Annotated in this window: 21 protein-coding genes; 10 read left to right on the top strand and 11 right to left on the bottom strand. The window is 65.9% G+C overall.

The window, feature by feature from the left end:
- Window positions 1-199: 199 nt before the first annotated feature.
- The 5 genes from ON39_RS42620 to ON39_RS42640 all read left to right on the top strand — a co-directional run bounded on the left by ON39_RS42620 (window position 200) and on the right by ON39_RS42640 (window position 4,722).
- A complete protein-coding gene (locus tag ON39_RS42620; RefSeq protein ID WP_040742757.1) occupies window positions 200-544 on the top strand; it encodes a hypothetical protein in 345 nt (114 codons plus the stop codon).
- A gap of 48 nt (window positions 545-592) precedes the next feature.
- The gene (locus ON39_RS42625; protein ID WP_040742758.1) at window positions 593-2,011 is read left to right on the top strand and encodes an MFS transporter; all 1,419 of its coding nucleotides are present in this window, start codon (window positions 593-595) and stop codon (window positions 2,009-2,011) included.
- 307 nt (window positions 2,012-2,318) lie between these two features.
- Complete coding sequence (locus ON39_RS42630) at window positions 2,319-2,789, top strand: hypothetical protein (RefSeq protein ID WP_146251377.1); 471 nt, start codon at window positions 2,319-2,321, stop codon at window positions 2,787-2,789.
- Window positions 2,790-2,867: 78 nt separating this feature from the next.
- Window positions 2,868-3,386, top strand: a complete 519-nt coding sequence (locus tag ON39_RS42635) for a hypothetical protein (RefSeq protein WP_146251376.1) — start codon at window positions 2,868-2,870, stop codon at window positions 3,384-3,386.
- A gap of 451 nt (window positions 3,387-3,837) precedes the next feature.
- A complete protein-coding gene (locus ON39_RS42640; protein WP_040742761.1) occupies window positions 3,838-4,722 on the top strand; it encodes a class I SAM-dependent methyltransferase in 885 nt (294 codons plus the stop codon).
- Between the two features lie 145 nt (window positions 4,723-4,867).
- On the opposite strand, the gene ON39_RS49425 is transcribed toward ON39_RS42640, so the two are convergent.
- Window positions 4,868-5,146: a hypothetical protein gene (locus tag ON39_RS49425; protein ID WP_146251375.1), complete on the bottom strand. Its 279-nt coding sequence runs from the start codon at window positions 5,144-5,146 to the stop codon at window positions 4,868-4,870.
- A 135-nt stretch (window positions 5,147-5,281) separates the two neighbouring features.
- On the opposite strand from ON39_RS49425, the gene ON39_RS42645 reads away from it, so the two are divergent.
- Window positions 5,282-6,427 (top strand): MAB_1171c family putative transporter, encoded by a 1,146-nt coding sequence (locus ON39_RS42645; protein ID WP_040742762.1) that lies wholly within the window; start codon window positions 5,282-5,284, stop codon window positions 6,425-6,427.
- Here the strand turns inward: ON39_RS42645 and ON39_RS42650 are convergent.
- Genes ON39_RS42650 through ON39_RS42685 form a run of 8 tightly spaced genes read right to left on the bottom strand, consistent with a single transcriptional unit; the run spans window position 6,417 to window position 15,449 of the window.
- Window positions 6,417-7,076 carry an HAD family hydrolase gene (locus ON39_RS42650; protein WP_051187822.1) on the bottom strand — a complete coding sequence of 220 codons (660 nt, stop codon included), beginning with the start codon at window positions 7,074-7,076 and terminating at the stop codon, window positions 6,417-6,419. The two genes, ON39_RS42645 and ON39_RS42650, sit on opposite strands and share 11 nt — an antisense overlap.
- The gene (gene cysC / locus ON39_RS42655; RefSeq protein WP_040742763.1) at window positions 7,076-8,935 is read right to left on the bottom strand and encodes an adenylyl-sulfate kinase; all 1,860 of its coding nucleotides are present in this window, start codon (window positions 8,933-8,935) and stop codon (window positions 7,076-7,078) included. The genes ON39_RS42650 and cysC overlap by 1 nt, the downstream gene beginning before the upstream one ends.
- Window positions 8,935-9,855, bottom strand: coding sequence for a sulfate adenylyltransferase subunit CysD (gene cysD, locus ON39_RS42660; protein ID WP_040742765.1), 921 nt, complete (start codon window positions 9,853-9,855; stop codon window positions 8,935-8,937). Before cysD ends, cysC begins: the two co-directional genes overlap by 1 nt.
- Entirely contained in the window at window positions 9,852-10,742 is an 891-nt protein-coding gene (locus tag ON39_RS42665; RefSeq protein WP_040742766.1) for a sulfotransferase, read from the bottom strand. Before ON39_RS42665 ends, cysD begins: the two co-directional genes overlap by 4 nt.
- A 2-nt stretch (window positions 10,743-10,744) precedes the next feature.
- Window positions 10,745-11,671, bottom strand: coding sequence for a family 3 encapsulin nanocompartment shell protein (locus ON39_RS42670; protein ID WP_051187823.1), 927 nt, complete (start codon window positions 11,669-11,671; stop codon window positions 10,745-10,747).
- A 36-nt stretch (window positions 11,672-11,707) separates the two neighbouring features.
- Window positions 11,708-12,850, bottom strand: a complete 1,143-nt coding sequence (locus tag ON39_RS42675) for a Rossmann-fold NAD(P)-binding domain-containing protein (protein ID WP_040742767.1) — start codon at window positions 12,848-12,850, stop codon at window positions 11,708-11,710.
- Between the two features lie 15 nt (window positions 12,851-12,865).
- Window positions 12,866-14,122 (bottom strand): transaldolase family protein, encoded by a 1,257-nt coding sequence (locus ON39_RS42680; protein ID WP_040742768.1) that lies wholly within the window; start codon window positions 14,120-14,122, stop codon window positions 12,866-12,868.
- A 34-nt stretch (window positions 14,123-14,156) separates the two neighbouring features.
- On the bottom strand, window positions 14,157-15,449 hold the full coding sequence (locus tag ON39_RS42685; protein ID WP_211336501.1) for an MFS transporter: 1,293 nt from the start codon (window positions 15,447-15,449) through the stop codon (window positions 14,157-14,159).
- A gap of 255 nt (window positions 15,450-15,704) precedes the next feature.
- On the opposite strand from ON39_RS42685, the gene ON39_RS42690 reads away from it, so the two are divergent.
- From ON39_RS42690 to ON39_RS42705, 4 genes are read left to right on the top strand one after another with little or no spacing between them, the layout of a single operon-like run.
- On the top strand, window positions 15,705-16,154 hold the full coding sequence (locus ON39_RS42690; RefSeq protein WP_040742769.1) for a hypothetical protein: 450 nt from the start codon (window positions 15,705-15,707) through the stop codon (window positions 16,152-16,154).
- A 35-nt stretch (window positions 16,155-16,189) separates the two neighbouring features.
- Window positions 16,190-16,702: a hypothetical protein gene (locus tag ON39_RS42695; RefSeq protein WP_146251374.1), complete on the top strand. Its 513-nt coding sequence runs from the start codon at window positions 16,190-16,192 to the stop codon at window positions 16,700-16,702.
- Between the two features lie 28 nt (window positions 16,703-16,730).
- Window positions 16,731-18,062 carry an FAD/NAD(P)-binding protein gene (locus ON39_RS42700; protein WP_051187825.1) on the top strand — a complete coding sequence of 444 codons (1,332 nt, stop codon included), beginning with the start codon at window positions 16,731-16,733 and terminating at the stop codon, window positions 18,060-18,062.
- Window positions 18,063-18,077: 15 nt separating this feature from the next.
- The gene (locus ON39_RS42705) at window positions 18,078-19,214 is read left to right on the top strand and encodes a glycerol dehydrogenase (RefSeq protein ID WP_040742770.1); all 1,137 of its coding nucleotides are present in this window, start codon (window positions 18,078-18,080) and stop codon (window positions 19,212-19,214) included.
- 43 nt (window positions 19,215-19,257) lie between these two features.
- On the opposite strand, the gene ON39_RS42710 is transcribed toward ON39_RS42705, so the two are convergent.
- Together ON39_RS42710 and ON39_RS42715 are read right to left on the bottom strand one after the other, a co-directional pair.
- Window positions 19,258-20,058, bottom strand: coding sequence for an SDR family NAD(P)-dependent oxidoreductase (locus tag ON39_RS42710; RefSeq protein WP_040742771.1), 801 nt, complete (start codon window positions 20,056-20,058; stop codon window positions 19,258-19,260).
- Between the two features lie 171 nt (window positions 20,059-20,229).
- A complete protein-coding gene (locus tag ON39_RS42715; protein ID WP_040742772.1) occupies window positions 20,230-21,072 on the bottom strand; it encodes an oxidoreductase in 843 nt (280 codons plus the stop codon).
- Between the last annotated feature and the right edge of the window lie 34 nt (window positions 21,073-21,106).

A 21,106-nucleotide genomic window follows, 5' to 3' on the forward strand; every position in this document is an offset into this window, starting at 1 on the left:
GAAACTCAGCGGGCACGCGGCCCGCTCGGGCAGCGGGGGATACGGGGGCTTGCCGCGGTAGTGCTGGGTAGTAGCGCCAGAAGGTGACGATTACCTCGCCGATGTCGAGTGCGTGCTCAATCGGCGGTTCGGTGGCGGGGAACCCGTGTCCGCGCAGCCAGGCCGCGATGGTGACCGCTGTCGAGGGGCGCAAGCCTGGATGCTCGTCGGGGCGCCGGACATGCCGGTCCGGTTGCTAGGTTCGGGGCCGATGAGCGAGCTGGCCGGCCTGCGCGACGACGACGCGCGCAGCTCCCAGCTGCTGGGACTGGCCCAGCGGCTGCGGATCACCCCGACGGGCACCGCGCTGAAGTATCGGAGCGCGCCGCGCGAGGGCGGGGTGGCCTACCGCGCCCTCGCCTGGCGGCACGACCGCCACCTTGTTCACCTACATCCGGTCTGCTCGGTACGCGGTTGTAATCACGCGGCTACGTGTCAAGGCTTCAGCCGCAGCCTCACCCACGGCCTTCGTCGAGCTTCGACTCTTGACATCAGATTACCCTAGGGGGGTAGGGTATCGCTCGTCGGTCGAGCGTCGGAAGGACGTGTGAAAATGTCTGGTCAAACTCCATCGACCACTCGAAAGTGGTTGGCGTTGGCGGTGATTGCCGCCGCACAGTTCATGGTCATCATGGACACCTCGATCATCGGCGTCGCGTTGCCGAAGATGCAGGCAGAGCTCGGGTTCTCGCCGGAGAACCTGAGTTGGGTGTTCAACGCCTACGTCGTCGCCTTCGGTGGGCTGCTGTTGCTCGGCGGGCGGTTGTCCGATCTTCTGGGCGCTCGCCGGGTATTCGGCGCCGGGTGGCTGGTGCTGCTCGTCGGCTCGGTGATCGCGGGCGCCGCAGGCAATGTCGGCAGCGAACTTGCTGGACGCGCCGTTCAAGGTGGCGGGGCCGCGCTCATCGCGCCCTCGGCCTTGACGCTGCTGATGATGCTGTTCGGGTCGACCCCGCAGGAGCTGACCAAGGCGCTGGCGATCTATGGCGCCGCGGCGCCCGCCGGTGGCACGGCCGGCGTGTTCCTCGGCGGCGTCATCACCGAATACCTCAGTTGGCCATGGGTTTTCTACATCAACATCCCGATCGCGATACTCGCGTTGGTCGCCATTCCGGCGTTGATGCCCAGTGCGCCAAGGCGTTCCGGCTCGATCGACCTGCTCGGCGCGGGCGCGGTCACGGCCGGACTCGCCGCCGCCGTGTACGGAATCGTGCGCGCTCCCGAGGTCGGCTGGGGTTCAGCGCAGACCTTGGTGGTGCTCGCCGTCGCCGCCGCGCTGCTCGCCGGGTTCGTCGTGCTCCAGTCCCGTCGGCGGGAACCGCTGGTGCGGCTCGGCATCCTGCGCGCCCCGAACCTGGCCGCCGCCAACGTCGCTCAGCTGCTGCTCGGCGCCGCGTGGGTGCCCATGTGGTTCTTCTTGAATCTGTACCTGCAGCAGGTTCTCGGCTACAGCGCCTTTCCTTCCGGCGCGGCGCTGCTGCCCATGACCACACTGATCATGGTCGGCATGGTGGTGTTGGCGCCGCGGGCGATGCAGCGCTTCGGCGCCAAACCGATGATCGTCACCGGCCTCGTCGTCCTCGGGATCGGTCTCGCGATCATGTCGCTGATCCGTCCTACCGGCAACTTCTGGGTCGACGTCCTGCCCGCCTCCCTGGTCGCCGCCGGCGGCATGTCCCTGGCCTTCATCCCCTCCCTCGGCACCGCGATCTCCGCGGCGCGCCCGGAAGAGGGCGGCCTGGCCTCCGGACTCGTCAACGTGAGCTACCAGATCGGTTCCGCCGTCGGCCTTGCGGCCATGACGGCGCTCGCCACCGCCTTCGGCGCCGACGAACTCGACAACCTCCCCGACCTCACTGACGGCTACGCCGCCGCCTTCCTCGGCGCAGCAGTCATCGCCTTCGCCGGTGCGGGCATCACCGCCGTCACCATGCGAACCACCACACCCCAGCCCATCCCAGAGACGGTGTAGCGATACCGCCTCACCCGAACGTGAGAGATGGCCCGCACCACCACGGGCCATCTCTCACCCGTGTGCGCCTGGCCAACTTCGACAGTGCGTATTGCGGCGTCCGAACGAAACACTCTGTAACGCAACTTGTTCGATGGGTAACCCGTGGTGATCGTGGAACGCCGGCGACGCAGGCGATCCGGAGATGCCAAGCGACTTACGAGGATTGAGCCGCTCGGGCATGATCTAGAGCACATGGAGGAACCGAGTTGGAGCGGTGTGCGTCCAAACCAGCTGACGAACATCGGACTGTGCGGAAGGAATGTGATTGGCACCCAACGCAGCAACGGCGCCTGTGCTGATCGGCATGGAGCTGGACAGGTTGAGGTTACCGGTCAGGATCGAGGTCGATCGATCCCTGCATCAGCGTCGTGAACCGAGCCAATTCTCGGCTGAGGCGATGAGCGGATACTGGGCGGCAGTCTGGCGGCAAGAAGCCCCGACGATCGCCTCGGGGGAGTGGGAGCGGCTCAGCATGAGGCCGACTCGCCGTGCGAAGCTGGTCGCCCTGCTCGGTGCATCATCTTCGGCGGAGTTCGCGAGGATAGAGTCCGCTGGGGTGTCGGTCTACGAAGCAAGCGGGCCCGCAACTGAATTCGATACGCCGTCGGTGATGGTACGCGCGGAGCTGTCAGGGTTGACCGAGATCGTCATCGAGCCGCGTTGGGCGTCAACGGCTCAGCCCTTCGAGATCGGCCCCGACATTCTTCGCTGCTGTTCAGCAGACAGCATCCACTGACTTCGACAGCCAGTCACCGGACAACGACAAATGGGATCCACGATGACGCGGCGGGCCGCGTTCGCGGTAGGGGTGGTCGTGAGCGCTCTTCTGTCCGCCTGTGGGCCGGGCAACGACCACGCCGAGCCTGCGCCCAGCACGCACAGCACGCGTGAATTGTGTGCCTACCCAAAGGAATTCTTGTCCAGGTGGTACAAGGTCACTGCGTTCGACGTCACGATCAACCCGATCACCCGCAAGGACGGAGACATCGAACATTCAGCTGGATGCCTCTATCAGAACTCCGACACCGGCCCCACGAACACCGACGTTCTACCGACTCGATACGTGGGGAGTGTGTCGCTCGGACTCGACGCGGGCCACAATATTCTCGGCTCTACCGAAGGTTCGAGTGACCGGACCCGCACGGTGCAGGGTGTCCCCGTCGCGGGAATCTTTGCACCGAAAACCGCTGATGGTTCGCGATATCTGACACTGTCGGCGGTCATCGACGGGTGGCGAGGCGAACTCGAGATCTATGTCAAGGACGAGAATGCCCCACAGATCGACGACGGCGCGCAGTTGGTTGTAAGCATGATTCGCGATCTACGAGGGTGATGTCGAACAGTCGGAACAGACGCAAATTACCGACGCCGACAGGGGCCGCGACCTCTGCTGGACGAGCACACGCTCGCTAATTCCGTTTGGCCGCAGCGCTTTAAAGTGTTTGGTTTCTCGGTGTGGGGGAAGTCGCCGGTGCGAATCGCCGCACGGCTGTTGTGGGAGTTGTTGCGTCTGTTGGGTTCCCGTTACCGTGCCGGACGGTGGTGGCGGCCGGGTGGCGGTGTTGAGCCCGTCGACAACCGCGGTGACGAGCGCCTGCTGTTCGGCGGCCATCAGATGCTCGTCCAACGCGTCCTCCCGGTGAGGGGCACGGTCCTGAATCTATTCCGGTGGTGGGCATGTGGGACAGTCTGTCGTCCGGCAGGCCGGGGCTGTTCGTTGCGCGTGTCGAGCGAAGCAGGCTGCTCGGTCGTAGGATCTGTTCTTGTCAGCGAGGGGGAGCAGCATGCGTTCTGAAGGCGATAGCTGGGATGTAGTCAGCAGAGTGGGACGGACTGCGCTGTTCGTCGCGGCCTCGCGCGCGGCTGAGTCCAAGCAGGCTGACGCGTTGATTCAGGATGAATTCGCCGAGTTGTTCGTCGTGGCGTCCGGCGATCCGGACACGAATCGGCTGATCAACGATCCAGAACTGTGGGCGCAGAGTTCGCTGAGTACCGGATTCATCGGACTGCGCAGCAAGTTCTTCGATAATCACTTTCTCGCTGCTGCCGCGAACGGGGTGCGGCAGGCGGTGATCCTCGCCGCTGGGCTCGATGCCCGCGCCTATCGCCTGGACTGGTCGCCGGGCATGGTGGTCTACGAGATCGACCAGCCCAAGGTGCTGGAGTTCAAGCGCGAGGTACTCACCTACGCGGATGCCCTGCCTAAAGCTGACCGTAGGGAAGTTGTCGTCGACCTGCGCGAGGACTGGCCCGCCGCACTCATCGGCGCAGGCTTCGATCCGGCTGTGCCGACGGTGTGGTCGGCGGAGGGTCTGCTGCCGTATCTGCCTGGCGCCGCACAAGATGCGCTGTTCGCCCGGATAAACGAGCTTTCCGCGCCCGGCAGCAGGGTGGCCGGCGACACCGTCGAGATCGGCGCCGATTTCAGGCTGCTTGCCGAGCAGCAGGCGGAGCAGCTCCGGGCCACCAAGGTCGATCTCACCGAGCTGTTCTATACCGACGACCGCTTGGATCCGGCCGAGTGGCTCACAAAGCAGGGCTGGACCGCGACTATCGCGTCGTCCGAGGAACTGGCCGAACGGTACGGCCGGCCACTCACCGCAGGGCGCGACCCGCTCGGACGATTGGTCAACAAGATCAAATATCTGTATGCGGTCAAACCGTCCTGATCAACGCCGGCCTGCCGCTGTCGGCACCGGCCACGTTGTCTCTCTTCGGGTTTGGTCATCATGGCCGGATGTGCAGGGCACGGAGACCTGGTCGGTATCGGGCTCCGGACACGTACACTACGCCCACGGGTGGTTTGGCTGAACTTCAGCCACACCACCCGTTTTCGTGGTCGTAGGTCATGGTGAGACCGAGTTGGCGGTTGACCTTGTTCTTGTCGATGCCGTCGGCGGCGTGCTGGATCTTCACCAGACCGCCGGAAGATTCGACGAGTTGGCGAATCTCGTTGCGGTTCCACGTAGGCCGTTCTTCATTTGCGGCCTTCGCGGCGGCGAGTTTGGCGAGGGGACAAACATGTTGTCGGTCAACGGTATTCGATACCGACCGGGGCGGCCGATCCTCATCGCGGGGGGCGACTTCGGACATAGACTCGAAGGTATCGTCACTTCGCGGGAGGGAATGTCTATGCGAGATCTCGATTGCGGTCCCGCGCTCGGCGGGTGTGAATGGCGCCGTGAATCGGGACCATCCGTCCGTCATCGATGAGGCGCGAACATCGAGATGAAATGGTTGGAGTTCGCGGGCCTGATCGGTTTGTGGGTCGTCGCCGTGTTGCGGGCCCCGGGAGCCGTGCGGGAACGGCATCAGCGCGATCTGTGGCTGGCGGTGGTGCTTGTCGCGGTGACCACCACGATCTACGAGGAACCGGTTGTCGCCTGGCTGGCGCAACATATCGGGTCGCCGCGTCTGATCGACATGGGACGGCACGTCTGCGATATCGGCGCGTCGACCGTGCTCCTGCATCTGATTTCGCGGGTGACCAATCGTCGACCACGGACCGCGCTGCTGTTGGCGGCTGCGCTGTCGGTCGTGGTCGCGCTGCTGCTGCTCGACTTCGCGGCGCCGCCGCATGCGCGGAGCAATCTTCCGGCACCCGAACTGCCCTCGGCGTTCTGGGCGACTCTGTTCGGCTACAACCTGATCGCCAACGTCATCGTCGCCACCGTCTGTCTGCGCTACTGGCGGGCCGCGCGGGAGTGGCCGCTGCGCTGGAGTCTGCTCACCTTCGGCGCCGGCACCGCATTGGTCTGCCTGGTTTGGGTGATGTTCCTCATCTACGTATTCCAGCGTGACACGGCGTATCTCCGATACGACTCACTGATCATCGGCGTCGAGGAAATTCTCCGGGCCGTCGGCGCGGGATTGCCGTTGGTGCCGGCGATGATTCGATACGTCAAGAATGTGGGCGCGGTGTGGCAGCTGTGGCCGTTGTGGGCCGAACTCACCGCCGCGGCCCCGCATGTCGCGTTGCGGCGAAACCGCTTTCGCGCCCTCGGAATGCTGACCGCGGTGTTCGCGGTGCAATTGCGGCTGTATCGCATGGTCATCGAGATTCGGGACGCCATGCTGGTCCTCGACGACTACATCGCGCCCTCGGTGGCCGTCCGGGTGGACGCGGTGAGCCGAGGGGTGCCCGCGCGGCTGCGCGACGCGGTGCGCATCGCCTGCCTCATGCAGGCCGCGCAGCGCGCCAAGCTCAGCCGCAGCGTGCATCCGCAATCGCTGAACGCCGCCGAATTGGGCGGCACGAACTTCGAATCCGAACTCGCCTTTCTGCTCGATGTCACCCGGGTGCGTCGATCCGCCGCGGTGCGCGGCTTCATTGATCAGCTCACCCCCGACGGCGCCGTGGTGCTCAATCCCTGAGCAGCGAGCGGACGAGACTGTCGAGCTGCTCGTGCCCGTCGACGACGCGATCGGCCGAGCGCCGGACCTCGTTGTCCGGCTCCCGGCCTCGCCAGTAGGCCACGGTGTAGAAGCCCGCCGCGGTGGCGGCCCGCAGCCCGGCGTGGCTGTCCTCCACCGCGATACATTCGCGCGGCGGGTATCCCAGTTGTGCGGCGGCGTGCCGATAGATCTCCGGATCGGGTTTCCAGGACTGTAATTCGTAGGCGCTGACCGGTTCTCGCTCGAAATACCGATCGACCTTCGTCACCGACAGGCCGAGTTCGATCTTGCGCAGCGGGGCGTTCGATACCACGATTCGCGGCGCGGTGATCCCCTCGAGCAGCTCGTGAACGCCGGGTTCGGCCTGTAACTCGATCGGGTATCTGCGGTAGACCAGGCGCCGGTAGTCGGCCTCGAATCGCGCGGGATCCTCGTCGAGATCGAACAGGCCGAATATCTCGCGTATCCATTCGGCAACTCGCCGTCCGCGCAGCAGATCGAGGAAGTACGGCACGTCGCGCAGCACGCCCCGCTCGGCCATCATCGCGTTCAGGCATACCGCGGACAGCGATTCGCTGTCGACGAGGACCCCGTCGCAATCGAAGGCGATCGCCCGCAGATTCGCCATCACAGCCCCAGGTCCCGCGCGATCGCCTCGGCCACTCGATCCGGGGCGCCGTCCTCGGGCACGACGGTGATATCCGGCGCCTCGGGTCGCTCGTAAGGTGAACTCACTCCGGTGAAGTCGGCGATCTCACCGGCCCGAGCCTGCCGGTAGAGGCCCTTCGGATCGCGTTGTTCGCACATTTCCAACGGCGTATCCACGAAGATTTCGTGGAAGGGCAGACCCTTCTGCTCGTGGATGTCGCGGGCTTGGCGTCGCTCGTCGGCGAACGGACTGATCAGCGAGACGATCGCGACGGTACCCGAATCGGCAAGCAGGGCAGCCACTTCGGCCACGCGCCGAATGTTCTCGCGGCGGTCGGCCTCGCCGAACCCGAGATCGGAATTGAGACCGTGCCGCAGATTGTCGCCGTCGAGCAGATAGGCGGAACGGCCGGCGGCGGTCAATCGCCGCTCCAATTCCGCGCCGATCGTCGATTTCCCCGAGGCGGACAGGCCGGTCAACCACACCGTGGCGCCCGCGCGCGGCCGATCGCGCCGCTCGACGTCCGAGTTGTGCCACACAACATTATTGGGCTGCTCGAGCGGGCTGGTGATCACCCCGGCCGCTACCGTGCGATTGGTCGCCTGGTCGATCAGGATGAAACTGCCGGTCTCGCGATTGCGCCGGTAGGCGTCGAAGACCAGCGGGGATCGGCTGTGCAGGGTCACCCGGCCGATCTCGTTCAACCCCAGGGCCTTCGCGTTCTCGTCGCGGTGCAGCGTCTCGACGTCGAGCCGGTAGTGCAGCCCGGTCACCTCGACCAGCGAATCGCGCGCGGCGGTGGCGATGACATACCGATTCGACGGGCGCAGTTCGCTGTCCTCGTCGAACCAGCACACCGCGGCATCGAGATCGCGGCTGGTGAACGGCCGGTTATTCGGCCGCGCAAGCATTTCGCCGCGGGTCAGGTCGATCTCGTCGGTGAGCGTCATCGTGACGGCCATCGGCGGGAAGGCCTCGGTCAGCTTGTCGCCGCCGGGTCCCCAGATCTGATCGATGCGGGAGGTGGATCCGCCGGGTAGCGCCACCACCTCGTCGCCGGGGCGGAAGGTGCCGCCGGCGACCGTACCGGCATAGCCGCGATGGTCGGAGCCGTCGCTGCGCTGCGGCCGGATCACATACTGCACGGGCAGACGCGCGTCGACGAGATTGCGATCGGAGGCGATGTGCACCTCCTCGAGCAGCCGGAGCAGGGGCGCGCCGTGGAACCAGGGCATATTCTCCGACCGCTCGACCACATTGTCGCCGGTCAATGCCGAGATGGGCAGGAAGGTCAGGTCGTGGATATCGAGTTTGGAGGCGAAGGAGCCGAATTCTTCGCGAATCTCCTCGAACCGCTCCTGGGACCAGTCGACCAGATCCATCTTGTTCACGCAGAGCACCAGATGCGGGATGCCCAACATGGTGGACAGGAACGCATGCCTGCGGGTCTGCTCCACCACGCCCTTGCGCGCGTCGAGCAGCACCAGCGCGAGATCCGCGCGCGAAGCGCCGGTCACCATGTTCCGGGTGTACTGCACATGCCCCGGAGTGTCCGCGATGATGAATTTGCGGCGCGGTGTCGCGAAATAGCGGTAGGCGACGTCGATGGTGATGCCCTGTTCGCGTTCGGCCCGCAGCCCGTCGGTCAGCAACGCCAGATTCGTGTACTCGTCGCCGCGTTCGCGGCTGGCCGATTCCACCGATTCGAGTTGGTCCTCGAGAATGGATTTGGAGTCATAGAGCAGCCGGCCGATCAGCGTGGACTTTCCGTCGTCCACACTGCCCGCGGTCGCCAGCCGCAACAGTTCTCCGCGCGTCTTCTTCGTCGGAGCGACCATCAGAAATAACCTTCCTTCTTCCGATCCTCCATGCCGGAATCGGATATGCGATCGTCGGCACGGGTCGCACCCCGCTCGGTCAGGCGGGTCGCGGCCACCTCCGCGATGATGTCGGCGGTGGTCGCCGCGGTGCTGCGCACACAGCCGGTGCAGGTGGCGTCGCCGACGGTGCGGAATCGCACGGTTTCGACCTGGGTGCGTTCGTCCGGTCCCACGTCGAGGAAGCGAGTCTTGGCCAGCAGCATGCCATCTCGCTCCACCACCTCGCGGCGATGCGCGAAATAGATGGACGGCAGTGCGATGGATTCGGATTCGATGTACTGCCAGATATCGAGTTCGGTCCAGTTGCTCAGCGGGAATGCCCGAATATGCTCGCCCTTGGCATGGCGTCCGTTGTACAGACTCCACACCTCGGGCCGCTGCGCGCGCGGATCCCAGCCGCCGAACTCGTCGCGCAGACTGAACACCCGCTCCTTGGCCCGCGCCTTCTCCTCGTCGCGGCGCGCGCCGCCGAAGACCGCGTCGAATCGGTTCGACTCGATGCCGCGCAGCAGCGTCGTGGTCTGTAATCGGTTGCGGGAGGCTCCGATTCCGGTCTCCTCCACCACGCGTCCGGCATCGATGTCGTCCTGCACGCTGGCCACGATCAGGCGCGCCTGTGCGTCCCGGACGGCACGATCGCGGAATTCGATCACCTCGTCGAAGTTGTGGCCGGTATCGACGTGCATGAGCGGAAACGGCAGCGGCGCGGGCCAGAACGCCTTGCGGGCCAGGTGCAGCATGACCGCGGAATCCTTGCCGCCGGAGAACAGCAGCACCGGGCGTTCGAGGGTGGCCACGACCTCGCGGATGATGTGCACCGATTCCGCTTCGAGCGCCTTCAGATGCGAAATCTCGTAGGTTGTCCGATCCAGGATCATACCGTCTCCCAGTATCCGTAGCGGCTCATGGCGGGCTGCGCCGAAATCGCCGTCGCGACTCGGGTCAGCCGGTTCATGGACCGCCAGCCTCGCGTGTCGGTGATGGCGACCTCACCGGTCCGCAGCCGGTCGGGATTGCCTGTCACCGTGTGGTTTCCGTGCAGCCGGACGGTGTTGTCCGTCGAGACGAGCTCCTGGACGACGGGCCATTGATCACTCATTCCGACGAAGTCCAATACCGTGCGCAGCGCCCGATGCGGGTGGGCGACGAACCATTCGTATTTGAACTGCAGAAAGCGGTCGCGGGGGACCGACACCCGCAACAGTTCGGACGCGGAGTTGAACGCCGTCCAATACCCGACGGTGCGCCACCACGGCATCGGTTCCAGATAGGATTTGACATTCGAATAGGAGGCCACCGCCGCGCGCGGATCCCGAACCAGATGCAGCACACGAAGATCGACGTCCGCGCGGCGAGCCAGATCGGGCACCTCGCCCGGCGCCTTCGAACTGTCGACGATCAGCCGAGACCCGCCGACCTCCGCGATATGGTCGTAGACCTCGGCCGCGGCGTCGGTCGCGATATTCGCGGGGCGGGGGTCGAGCGTGCGCGCGAGCGTATGCCGGGTGCGGTGATGCGCCTGCTGATAGCGCCAGACGGCCTCGGCATCGCCGCCGCGGCGGTGCAGCAGCGACTTCCACATGGCACAGTCCACGAGCGGTTCGCCGCAGCCGCACAGATTGTTGGTGCCGCCGCCGGACAGCGCGTTCTTGTAGAGAAAGTAGCGTTCACCCAGATGAGTGGTCCGCGGCAGTTCGTTGAGCACGTTCCCGAGAAAGGTGCTGCCGCAGCGCATCATCCCCGTGATGTAGAGCACGGTCACCATGGTCAGCTCGCTTGCTGCAGCAGGACGAAGTGCTGCGGGACGTGCAAGGCGAAACCGACCCGGCTGGTCACCGTGATCGTCCGGGATCGGTCGACGGAATTCGGCTCGGACAGCGTGATCGTCGAGTCGCTCGGATCGTAGATCGTCGCCCCGGCACGGAAGTCGCCGAGCAGTATCTGATCGCGCGCGATCATTCGAGTTCGCGACACCGTCACCCCCGCGTCGCGCAGGCGCGCCAGCTGACCGGATTCGGTGGCCCGCCAATAGGTTTCGGTATGCATGACGACACCGTCGCAGGAGCCGCCGGTCTCCTCGACCTCCGCCGCGGTGCCGAACATCCCGCTCAGCAGGTCGTCGGCTTTGGCCTGGCGCAGCCCGTCGGCGGTCAGCAGGCCGGGCAGCCGCGCGTCGGGGTCGCCGTAGAGCAGCAGCTCGTTCTCCCGGGTCCACATGCGCACGAACATGCGGTAGGCCAGAAATTGCTCGAATTCCGAGACGTGCCGGGTGATCTCGCCGGGAACCGACATGGAGACCGACACGTCCGTGAATCCCGTGCGCTCCGCGACCGCGGCGAATCCGGCCTCGGGAGTGCTCTGGTAGGCCGTGCCGGATCGGCCGATTCGGATGGGGGAGTTGTCCTCCTCCTCCGACAGCGGCTCGCGCAAATAGAATCGGTCGCGCTCGCCGTGCACCTTGGCCATCTTTATCAGGTGCCGGACCATGAATCGGCGGCGCGTGCCGAGCAGCGGGAAGTAGTCCGGCAGATAGGTCGCATACGACCGGCGGTAGGCGGAATCCTCGCCCGCCTCGGCGGCCGCGTGCACCGCGAAGTCTTTGGCGGGTGAGACCTCCGAGGCCCGATTGTCGTCGCCGACGATGCGGCTGTCGCTGCCGATCGGATAGGTCTCATTGGAGGTGAAAACGGGCATGGTTGTCCCCTAGGAATTGTGATCGAAATAAGAATGTCAGCGGTGCCGTTCGGCGAACGCCTGATAGCACCGGCCGAGTTCGGCGGCGGTGTCGTGGACATCCGCCAGGGCCATGGTCTGGCAGTCGTAGCCGAGCATCGACCGCATGATCGCCATGGTGTGCGGGGCGAAGGTGACCGTCCCGTCCGCGCCGATACTCTCGATTCCGTCTGCCTGCTGGCACTTTTCGTTGATCGCGACCGCCTCGTCCCGCGTCGTCGCGTCGGGCAGATCGACCGCGATTCCGGCATCGGTGATCCGCACCGGATAACCGCCCGGCAGGCCGTCCGGCGCCGGCGCGTGAACCAGCCGTCCGGTGCGCTCCACCAGTTCCGACAGCACCCGGACCGCGGAGGACGCGGTGAGCATCTGTCCGTCCAGGCCGCCCTTGCGCCGGAATTCGTCGGTGAGCCGGGCGAATACGCGTTCGTCGTCGAATTTCGGGGCAGGTCGCCCGTCGGAGTATTCGGCCGACAGGACGTAGGTGCTGTCGCCCGCGCTGCCGAACCGCGGAACGTAGTGGCTGAAGTAATGCTGGGCGACCAGTCGCACGGCGATCTTCTCGGGCGGTTCGCGCAACTCCTCGGCCACGGACCGGGTGAGCGCGGGAATGATGTTGGCCACGTTGCCGATTCCGATGGACGGCGCCAGATCCTGGGTCTTCAGGACGGGGCCGACGGCATCCGGATACGCGGCGTTGACCGTTACCGTCGGCCAGCCGGCGATGTGAATGGCCTGCATGAGCAGGTAGTTCAAACTCAGATGCATCGGCAACCACGGGCCGTACTGCGCGGTATCGAGTTCGGCGAAGATCTTCGGGGGCAGTTCGGTGATGCGCCGCCAGGACTGCAGCGAGGCGCCCATGAACACGATATCCGGCCGCACCGCGGCGATCGCCTCGGCGGTCTGGTCGATATCGCGAAGATCGAAGGTCCGCGTCGCGATATCGGTCGCGAGGCCGAGGTTGTCGGCGGTGAAGCGAACCAGATTGGCCAGGCGGACCGTCCGATCCTCATCTCGCCCGGCCAGCACCAGCCGTACGTTCGGATGCTTCTGGACCAGCTGGCACATCACTTTGAAGGAGAGATCACCGGTGCCGACGATCAACACTCGGGCATTGCTGTCTATCTGCACAACCATCTTTTCTTTCCTCGCTCACACTGCGATCTGGGTCTTGCCGTTTCGGGCGGTTTCGACGGCGTGTGCGACGAAGTCCTGAAGCCGGGAGTGGTTGCGCAGAATCTCCTCGTAGGTGCTGACGAAGGAGGGATGATTGTGGAATTCCTTCTCGTCGAGCCCCTCGGGATCGATCGCGGCGCGGAAGTACGGCAGTTTCATCAGCCGGTTGTGGACCGAGGTCGGAATCGGATCGGCCATGCCGTGTCCGAGGAAGTCGATCTTCTGATAGTCGGTGTCGATGAGACTTCTGACGACATCGGGTTTGAGCGTGTAGACGATGCTGCAGCCGCAGGTCTCGGCGATATGCGGACACTGCGCGCGGCCGGTGTCCGGATTGATGTCGACCTGCAGGCTCGACAGCAGCATCTTGACGTCGGGGCTCAGCGGTTGGATCGTGTTCTGGATATGTTTGACGATTGCCACCTCGGCCCAGCGGATATCGTCGAGTTCCATTTGCAGGCCACGTCTTTTCGCCTGCTCGTCCAGGGTGCCCGAGGCGCCGTACCGGCCGATCATATGGGTGATCACGGCGCGCCACGGATGTCCGGCGGGCCGCTTCTGATTGTTCACGATGTCGGCGAGCCGGGTGAACTGCGGCACGGTGTAGGAGAGGGTGTTGTTGATCGAAATCCCCTGCGCCACCAGCTGACTCATGGCTTCGTATCCGGCCATGCTGCCGGGAATCTTGACCATGACGTTCGGGGAGATGTCTGCCAGATAGACCCCGTGCTCGACCATCGCGTCGGCGTCGAGGGTGTAGCGCGGGTCGGTCTGGGCGCTGACCCAGCCGTAGCGCCCGCCGCTGCTGCGCCACAGCGGAAGCAGCATTCGCGCGGTGCGGGCGACGACCTCGCGCTGCACCAGCCGGAGTAGCTGATCGGTATCGGTGCAGTCGTTGTCCGCCATCAGCCGGGAGATGCGGCTGCGCCATTCGGCCGCATGGTCGAGAACGGATTTCGATACCAGAGACGGGTTGGTGGTGACGCCGCGGAGGAGGAATTTCTTGGAGCTGTCCGCGGCGGGATCGAAGAATTCATCGATGATCTGGCCGCGCAGCGATCGCTCCTCCGGGTTCGCGCTCTCCGCGAGATACTCACTCGCCCAGGTCTCGTATTCGGTGAGTGGTGAGTCCCACCACAGTTCCAGGTCGTCGTGGGTGGCCTGGATTCGTTTCAGTACTGTCGAGTTGCCGGTGTCCTCCGACGGGTCGATAGCATCGGATAATGCACGCATATCATTCTCCGCATATGTGAAATTTGTTATTCGGTTATCGGTCGAACTTGTTGCTTGCGTTGACGATCCACGCAAGAGAACAGAGGCACAGTGCGGCGGTGATGATCATCAGCGCCGGAACGGAAAGGAACCGTTCGCACAGTGCCAGCAGATACGGCGCGGCGAAGCCGGTATAGGCCACGGACTGGAAGACCGCGGTGAGGCGGCCCAGATTCGTCGGTTCGGCGATGCGGTTGACCTCGCCGAGGCCGTACACCAGACAGCAGCCGTAGCCGGCGCCGAGCACGAAGGTGCTGAGGAATATCAACACCGGATTGTTGCCCCAATGCGTTGCCGCGGCGGCGATCCCGAGGCCTGCCGCGACGATGCTCAGGGCGACGGCGGCCAGCCGGGACGTGGTCGCGGCCCGCTTGGCGACGGGCTGGATCGCGATACCGGCGGCCATGGTCAGGGCGGTGGTCACCGCTCCGAAGGTGAGCGCGTTGTCGCCGAGTCCGCTGCGCACCTGCTCGGGCAGGTAGGCGAGCGCGATCGATGACGAGCCGAAGACCCAGGGTGCCAGCGGCAGCACGATTCCGAGGAAGCGCGTGCGATTCCGCGCGGACAGATGCAGGGGCGCAACGATTTTCGCCGTCGGATCGCTGGGCGGATCGGTGGGGGTGCGCAGGACCAGGGCGACCGCCACGGCGGTTATCACCAGATGCGGGACGTAGGCGGTCAGCATCGGCGCCGGCGCCCAGCGGGCGATCAGTCCCGCCACGAGCGGGCCCACGGCGAAGCCGATGGTCATGGCGATGGTGGCCCGGCGTGCCCCGGCTTCCGGTTCGTCCTGCGAGAGTTCCTTGATCCAGGCGGTACCGGCGCTGAACGCGGTGCCGCTGGCCATCCCGGCGATCAGTCGTCCGACGAACAGCCAGGCGGGACCGGCCTCGGCGGCCATGAGCACCGTTGAGCCGAGCAGGGAGATGATCAGGCAGGGCAGCAGCACGCGCTTGCGACCGAATCGATCGGAAATCGGTCCCGCGACGAGCAGGCCGGGAATCAGGCCGATCGCGTACAGGCCGTAGGTGGCCTGGACGGTCGCCGCGGAGACGTGCAGTTCGGAGCGGTAGAGCAGCAGGAGCGGGGCGAACTGGTTCGCACCCCAGCCGACGGCGGCGACCGCCGCCGCGGCGGCGATCCATGCCGTACGAGCGGAATTTCGCGCATGGGGACCTCTGGTCGGTTCATCGAGTGTCTCCGTCTTGTTGGAAAGCGCCTCGGAGCGGGTATGCCCGCCCTGTGACGTACGTTCTCCACTCCGATCCGACGAAGAAAAAGCGGACACGCCCACCTCCACGGAGATCGATCGACTCGTGCATGAACAGGGACAAGATCGAGCGAACTTCCCGAACCCGAGCGATAGATGGCTCGCGGCGAACAATGCCGGTCACCAGATCTCGGCCGTTCGGTCGGTACGAGTTCCACTATGGCGGGGCCGACCCATGCTGTCAAGTAAATTGAACAACACGCCGCATCTTGCCCTCATGGTGTTCAGTTTGCTAAACATAGAGGCGACACGTGGTCGAGGAGGAGCGGTGCGATGAGCGGGGACCGGTCGGCGGGTGGCGACACCCTGGCGGGCAAAGTGAACGCCCTGATCGAGGAGCATTACGCGCGGGCGGGTCGGCGCGTCCCGGGTGTGAAGGTGATCGCGGAGGAGATCAAAGAGGCCACGGGCCTGGCGATCTCGTCGGTGACACTGCACAAGATTCGCACCGGTGAGCACACCAATCCGACCGGGGAGCGGTTGAAGGCCCTGGCGACGTTCTTCGGTAAACCGCCCGCGTTCTTCCTCGACGACGACGCCTCGAGCGCGGATCTGGACTTCGCCATCGCGTTGCGGGAGGAGGGAGTTCGGGCGATCGCCATGCGATCGATCGGACTGTCCGATCGCAGCAGACAGGCAATCCTCGATCTCATGACGCGGCTGCGCGAGATCGAGAACCTGGATCAGGGCGACGGTGAACCGGATCGACATCCGAACATCTAGCCGCACAGGCTCGAACTGTCCTCGAGGGGGGAATCGTGAACATCGGTTGGCAGCGAGCCATAAGCAATCGCCGATTGCTCCGCCGCTGTCGACGCGCGCTGGCCGATCTGCCGCTGCCGCAACCGTTCTCGGCCGAGGAGCTGTGCGGTCTGATCGCTGAGTGGCGCGGTCGCAAGCTGGTGCTGCATCCGCTGCCCGGTGAGATTCGGGCGATCGATGAGGACGCGCCCTGTGGGTTGTGGGTGGCCACCGACCGGGCCGACTTCATCTTCTACGAGGATCGGACCGTGCACCTGCATCGCGAGCACATCATCGTGCACGAGCTCGCGCACATGTTGCTGGGGCACAGCATGTTCGAACTCGCGGACCCGGCCGACCCGGGCGCGGCGGCCGCGATTCTCGGCAGGGCCGGCTACACCAGCAGGCAGGAGCAGGAGGCCGAAATGCTTGCCAGCCTTATCGTTTCGACGGCGACCAACCCTCGGCCGCGGCTGTCCTCAGGGACATTGGGACAGCTGGAATCCGCGATGGGTTATCGCGGACTGTGATTCGCGGTAGGCGATCGTGAGACCACGCGTGGTGATTGTCGGAGGCGGGGCGGCGGGAACCTTGGTCGGCATCCAGCTGCTCACCCGCTCGACGGCGTCCGGGCGGGCGATCGATATCGACCTCGTCGAGCGCACCGGGACTCCCGGACGCGGCGTCGCGTATCACCACGGCGAGGTGGATTGGTTGATGAACACGCCGATCGGGCGGGTCAGCGCGTTCGCCGACGATCCGGAGCATCTGCTGCGCTGGGCCCGCGCCCGCGCACCGCGGCTGCGCCGCGCGGACTTTCTGCCTCGCGCCCGCTACGGCGACTATCTCGCCCACACCCTCGCCGAAGCCGGGAACCGGGCCTCGGGGCACGCTCGCCTCATGCTGCGGCGCGGCGCCGTGACCGAAATCCGCTGCAGCTCCGACGGTTACACCGTGGAACTCGCGGACGGGTCGGTGCGCGCGGCCGACCTCGTCGTGCTCGCGACGGGAAACCCGCCCGCGGCCCGCTCCCGCTCCGCGCGCTGGATCACCGATCCCTGGACCGGCGACCTCGACCGCATCGACGGCAGTGCGCCGGTACTGCTGGTGGGTACCGGACTGACCATGGTGGACGTGGCCTTCCGGCTCGAGGCGCGCTTTCCCGAGGTCACCATGGTCGCGAGTTCGCGGCACGGCCTGCTGCCGCGACGGCACCGTCTCCGGTGCGGACACTCGGATCACCGCCCGGCGGTCGAGCGGATCCTCGGCAGTCGATCCCTGTCGGGGCTCGTGAGTTCCGTGCGGAGCGAGGTGCGTGCTGTGCCGGGATGTTGGCGCGAGATAGTGGACGAATTGCGTCCGCACACCCAGCTGCTGTGGGATCGCTCGACCATGCCGGAGCGGGCTCGGTTCTTGCGCCGATTCGGCCGGTTCTGGGACGTGCACCGGCATCGCCTGCCGCCGGAATCCGCCGCCCGCCTCGACCGACTGCTCGCACGGGACAGGCTGCGGATCCGCTCCGGCGCGATCGGCAGGGTGACCGAACGCCCGGAAGGCATTGTGGCCGAGGCGAATCGGGGCGGCGCGCGCGAGTGGATACAGGCGGGCTGGGTCGTGGACTGCACCGGGTTGACCGGGCTGCCTGACTCGGCCGACGCGCTCTGGCCTCGTCTGGTGCGCACCGGACTGGCCCGCTGGGAGCCGCTGCGAATCGGGGCGGACGCGGATGAGCTGGGCCGGTTACGATCCCGGGACGGGTGCGCCCAGGCCCGCCTGCTCACCCTCGGCGCGCCGTTACGCGGGACGCGCTTCGAGACCACCGCGATTCCGGAGATCCGGGCGCAGGCAGACGCGTTGTCCGCCTGCATATTTCGCGAATTTTACCGTTGAAAGATAGGAATTGTCATGCTGAGTGTGTTCTCCTCGCCGGGGCATTATGTGCAGGGCCGCGACGCGACCGCCGCGCTGGGGGCCGAGCTGGTCCGGCTCGGGATCGAGGGGCCGGTGCTGATCGTGGCGGGCTCCAGCGCGCGCCGGTTGCTGGCCGAGGTGTGGGAGCGGTCGCTGACGGACGCGAAAATCGCCTATCGCGTTCATGTGTCGAGCGGGGAGTGCAGCCGGGCCGAGATCGCCCGGATCAGCTCTGCCGCAGAGGAATTCGGCGGCCGTGCGGTGTTGGGGGCGGGCGGGGGCAAGGTGCTCGATTCCGCGCGGGCGGTCGCCGACGATCTCGGTCTGCCCATGATCAGCTGTCCCACCACCGCGTCGAGTGACGCGCCGTGCAGCGCGCTGTCGGTGATTTACAGCGACGCAGGCGAATCCGAGTCCTATCAGCTGGTGCGGCGCAATCCGGCGCTGGTGCTGGTGGACACCTCGGTCATCGTGCGCGCGCCCGCGCGGTTGCTGGCCGCGGGGATGGGCGACGCCCTGGCCACCTGGTTCGAGGCGCGCACCTGCACCGTGGCGCGGGTGCGTAACATGCGCGGCGGCGCGTCCACCCGCAGTGCGACCGCGCTGGCCCAACTCTGTTACGACACACTGCTTTCCGACGGGCCGCAGGCGTTGGCCGCGGTACGCGAACAGGCCGTCACCCCGGCGCTGGAACGTATCGTGGAGGCCAACACGCTGCTGTCGGGCCTGGGTTTCGAATCCTCCGGGCTGGCCGCCGCGCACGCCGTGCACAACGGTCTGACCGCCGCCGCGGCCACCCACCCGTTCCTGCACGGGGAGAAGGTCGCCTTCGGCGTGCTCACCCAACTCGTGCTGGAAGGAGCGCCCACCAGCGAGATCGACACCGTGCTCGATTTCTGCACCGAGGTCGGCCTACCCACGACACTGGCCGACCTCGACCTGGGCGACGCCGACCCAGAGACGCTCACGGCCATCGCCGCCCGCGCCACCGCACCCGGCGAGACCATCCACAACGAACCGTTCACCGTCGACGCCACGATGACCCTGGACGCCGTGCGCACCGCCGACGCCCTAGGACACCGACACCGCGCGCACGGTGGCCAGCGATGTCGGTCCGGTCGAGAGCGATGAGAACTGCGCGAAGTCGGTGGAGAAGGCTGTCGTGGTGTCGCGCTCAGAAGGCGCTCTTGACAAGACCACCGTCGACGCGAATTGTTGCGCCGCTGATGTATTCGGCGTAGTCGCTGCATAGATACGCGACTGCTGCGGCGATCTCGTCAGCCCTGCCGAAGCGTCCGCGATCGTTGGGGATGAGCGAATTCACCGCGTTGGGTTCGATCTCTTCCCACGTGTTCCCCCAACCACGGGCGGGACCGATGCCGGTCACCAATTCCTTCGTTGCCTCCACCAGGATCGCGCCCGGCGATACCACATTGGACGTGACTCGCGTGTCTTTCAGCTCTCGGGCGAGTGAGACCGCGAGATTGTGTCGGGCTGCCAGTGTCGCGTTGTATTGGGGGTGGGTGTTCATCGGCTGTGTAGCGAGTCCGCCGCCGATCGTGATCACTCGGCCCCAATTTCGTTCGCGCATCTGCGGCACGAGACGTTGAATCATGCGCACGCCCGAGACGACGTTGGTGTTGTAGGTGGACACCCATTCCTTGGCGGTCGCGTCGGTCCACGACAAGTGGCGGTAGAAGCCGGCATTGTTGACCAGGATGTCGACCGGACCGCCGGCGAGCGCGGCTTCCGCGACCTTGTCCGCACCGGCGTCGGTGTCGAGGTCCCCGAGCACCACCGTCGCCACGCCACCCGCCGCACGGATGGCGTCGGCGACCCGGCCGGACCGGGCCTCGTCGCGTCCGTGCACGATCACGGTCGCACCCTCCGCGGCCAGCAGTTTCGCGGTCGCCGCACCCAAGCCGGCGCTCGAGCCGGTCACCAGTGCGCGCTTTCCACCGAGATTCAGTTCCATTTCCGCTCCTACTCGTTGGATATCGAGTTGCTGTGGCAGATCTTTCGATCGTCGATTCGCGTTTCGAGGTGGCGAGCTGTCAGCCTGGCGTCCCCGGGTTCACCGATGCACAGCACGGCGTTCTCGGAGCTTCCCGGGAAGTCGGTATTCAGCGCGAAGTCCTCGTCGAACTCAGCTATTGCCCCGGGGAAAATCGGCGGCAGCGCTGGCCTCGGCCCACTTGCGCGTCTCGTCCGCGCGGTCGATGCCGGCCTTCAGGGCCGCCGTCACAGCCTGGGCACCGAGCAGCAGTCGACGCGGCGGGTCTTCGTGGCCGACAACGTCGATGATCACCTCGGCGGCGCGGGCCGGGTCGCCGGGCTGCGTGCCGTTGTTCTCCTGCCGGTACCGGTTCATGGTGCCGACGGTGTCCTCGTAGTCGGCCCCCACCGCGTGGAGCTCCATCGATGAGCCTTGCCAGTCCGTTTGGAAAGCGCCGGGCTCCACGATGATCACCTTCACTCCGAACGGTGCGACTTCGCTGGCCAGCACCTCGGAGAAGCCTTCGACGGCGAACTTCGCGCTCTGATACGCGCCCATTCCCGGGGTGCCCCCGACCCGGCCGCCGAGCGACGAGAACTGCACGAAGACGCCCGACCGCTGCGTGCGGAGCACCGGCAGTGCGGCCCGGGTGACGTTGACGACTCCGAAGAAGTTCGCCTCGAACTGCTCGCGGAAGTCCTCCTCGGTCATCTCCTCGATGGGAGCGCTGTTGGCGTATCCGGCGTTGTTCACCACCACATCCAGTCGCCCGAACGAGGCAACCGCGCTGTCCACGGCGGCATGGGCCGCGTCCGCGTCGGTGACGTCCAGCGCCGCCGTGCGAACTCGCGTGCCGTAGCGGGATACCAGATCAGCCAGCTGCTCCGGCCGTCGAGCCGTGGCGAGTACCTGGTCGCCGCTCTCCAGAACCGCTTCGGCCAAGCGCAGGCCGAAGCCCCTCGAGGCACCGGTGATCATCCATGTACGAGACATATCAACTACCTTTCGTATAGTGCCGATATCCAGC

This window comes from Nocardia tenerifensis NBRC 101015, from assembly GCF_000308715.1.
Lineage (GTDB): Bacteria > Actinomycetota > Actinomycetes > Mycobacteriales > Mycobacteriaceae > Nocardia > Nocardia tenerifensis.